The organism is Variovorax multivorans (genome assembly GCF_051216835.1).
Lineage (GTDB): Bacteria > Pseudomonadota > Gammaproteobacteria > Burkholderiales > Burkholderiaceae_C > Variovorax.
On the sequence record NZ_JBPJZL010000046.1, the window covers coordinates 1 to 2,307 of the forward strand.

Below are 2,307 nucleotides of genomic sequence, written 5' to 3' on the forward strand. Positions count from 1 at the left end.
TTGCGCCCGACTGCCACGCCGCGCAGCGCGCGCTCGGCCGCGTTGTTGTGCGCTTCGATCCGCCCGTCGTCGACGAAGCGCGTCAGCGCCGTCCAGTTGCTCAGCGAGTACCCGATCGCCAATGCCATCGGCGACTTCGCCGAGACCTGCGACAGCGCTGTGTCGAACCATTCCTTCAGGTCGCCCAGCATCGCACTCGTGCGTTCCCGGCGAACCCGCATTCGTTCGTGCGGCGGCTTGCCTCGGATCTCGGCCTCCACACCGAAGACCTTGCCGATGCGCTGTAGCGCTTGGTGTGCCAGCGTTCCGGCCAGCTTGTGCTGGCGCTCGTGAATGTCCCACAGCTTGCGTCGCGCATGGCTCCAACAGCCAGCTTCGATCACCCGGCCATCTTCGTATAACGGGTGGTACCCGGCGAAGGCATCGGCTTGCAGGACGCCTTTGAAGTGCCTCAGGTGGCGCACGGGGTGTTCGCCCTTGCGGTTCGCCGAGTACTGGAACCACACCGCCGGCGGCGCTGTGTCGCCGCTGGGCCGGTCATCCCTCACATACACCCACAGGCGGCCTGTTCGAGCCTTGGCGCCTGCGCCGCCGAGCACGCGGATCGGTGTGTCGTCGCCGTGGATCTTGTCGGCGGTCAACACGTAGCGGCCGATGGCGTCGGCCAGCGGGCTCAGCAGACGTGCCGCCTGCGCCACCCAGTCGGCCAGGGTCGAGCGCTGCAGTTCGACGCCTTCACGGCCGTAGATCTGGCACAACCGGTAAAGAGGCGTGTGGTCGCAATACTTGCTCACCAGCACATGTGCGAGCAGGCCGGTGCCGGCCATGCAGCGATCGATGGGACGACTCGGCGCTGACGCCTGCGTGATCGTGCTGCAGCTCGCGCAAGCGAGCTTGGGGCGAACGTGGCGCACGACATGGAAGCTGCCCGGCTCGTAGTCGAGTACCTCCGAGACGTCCTGGCCGATCTCGCGAAGGCCGCGGCCGCAAGCCTCGCAGCTGCAACCGCTGTGCGGCGTGTGCACCACGGTGCGCCGTGGCAGATGATCTGGCAAGTCGCGCACGCCAGTGCGATGTCGCGCCTGACGCTTCCTGCGGGCCTGCTCGATGGACGTGACGTTGGAATGGTGCTCGTCGTCTTCGGCGCCGGCGCCCTCGGCCCGGCTCGCCAGTGTCAATGTCGGTTGCGCGAGCTGGCCGCCCACGAGTTCAAGCTGGGCATGCTCGAGCTGCTCGCTGGAGCGGCCGTACTTCATGCGACGCAAGTACGCCACCTCGACCTTGAGCTTCTCGACAGTGAGCAGAGCGATCTTCAATGCCTCTTGCGAGCGCTGCACTTCGCCGCTGAGCGCGGCGTTGGCGGCAAGCAGTTCCTGCGAGGTCATGGGCACGACTGTGCCGGCCGGAGCCCACCCCTACAACGGGAGTTGTCCTGTCAACTTGGTCGATGCTCCACTACGCCGCTGCGCGCGGCTGCCAGGTGCGCTCGGGTCGGCGCCAGTCGATGCCTTCGAGCAGCATCGACAGCTGTGCACCGCTCAGCGAGATTGAGCCCGACTCGGCCTGCGGCCAGATGAAGCGGCCACGCTCCAGACGTTTGGCCAGCAAACACATGCCATCGCCGTCACTCCACAGCAGCTTGACGAGATCGCCTCGGCGGCCACGGAAGACAAAGACATGGCCGGAGTACGGATCCTCGGTGAGTGCGGTCTGCACCTTCGCCGCCAGCGTGTCCATGCCGCAGCGCATGTCCGTCACGCCAGCAGCCAACCAGACGCGGGTGCCCGCGCGCGGGCCGATCATGCACTCTGGCGCAGCGCGCGCAGGACGCTGCACAGGCTGTCTTCGTCGACAGCGCCACGCAATCGCAATTGCGCGCCGGCGAACTCCAGCTCGATGACGCCGTTGCGCGCCGCCGGTCTCGACTGTGGGGGCGTGGGCCCGATTGAAGTGGCCATCGTCATGACCTCGGCGGGCGACGCGACCTTCACCGGCAACAACACAGCTGATTGCGTGCTGTCCGCTGAAGTCTCAGCGCGCCGGAACTCACGTCGCCAGGTGAACAGCAAGTTGGCGTTGATGCCATGCTCCCGCGCGATTGCTGATGCCGACGCTCCTGGCTGCAAGCTCAGCTCAACGAGCCTGGCCTTCAACGCCCGATCGTGATGGCGCCGACCCGGTTCTCCCTCACTCTTCATGATGTACATGCACTCCTGATGATGGGCACCTAATGCGGTGCCATTTATTCAGGTCACATGCTGTCGACTTCGTCCGGCTTCATCAAGACGGCCTTCGTCGGACTATTAC

At 65.8% G+C, this 2,307-nt stretch carries 3 protein-coding genes; all 3 read right to left on the bottom strand.

Features of this window, described 5'->3' with window-relative positions; all coding sequences use genetic code 11:
- A partial coding sequence (gene tnpC / locus ACSFCA_RS36450) for an IS66 family transposase (RefSeq protein ID WP_435462992.1) occupies positions 1–1,385 on the bottom strand: 1,385 nt, incomplete at its 3' end.
- Positions 1,386–1,455: 70 nt separating this feature from the next.
- Entirely contained in the window at positions 1,456–1,803 is a 348-nt protein-coding gene (tnpB, locus tag ACSFCA_RS36455; protein ID WP_124962304.1) for an IS66 family insertion sequence element accessory protein TnpB, read from the bottom strand.
- Positions 1,800–2,207 (bottom strand): IS66-like element accessory protein TnpA, encoded by a 408-nt coding sequence (gene tnpA / locus ACSFCA_RS36460; protein ID WP_435462993.1) that lies wholly within the window; start codon positions 2,205–2,207, stop codon positions 1,800–1,802. The genes tnpB and tnpA overlap by 4 nt, the downstream gene beginning before the upstream one ends.
- Positions 2,208–2,307 lie beyond the last annotated feature (100 nt).

Bases quoted from the DNA above. Each gene is read 5' to 3' on its own strand.
- tnpB (WP_124962304.1), bottom strand. From the start codon at position 1,803: ATGATCGGCCCGCGCGCGGGCACCCGCGTCTGGTTGGCTGCTGGCGTG.
- tnpA (WP_435462993.1), bottom strand. From the start codon at position 2,207: ATGTACATCATGAAGAGTGAGGGAGAACCGGGTCGGCGCCATCACGAT.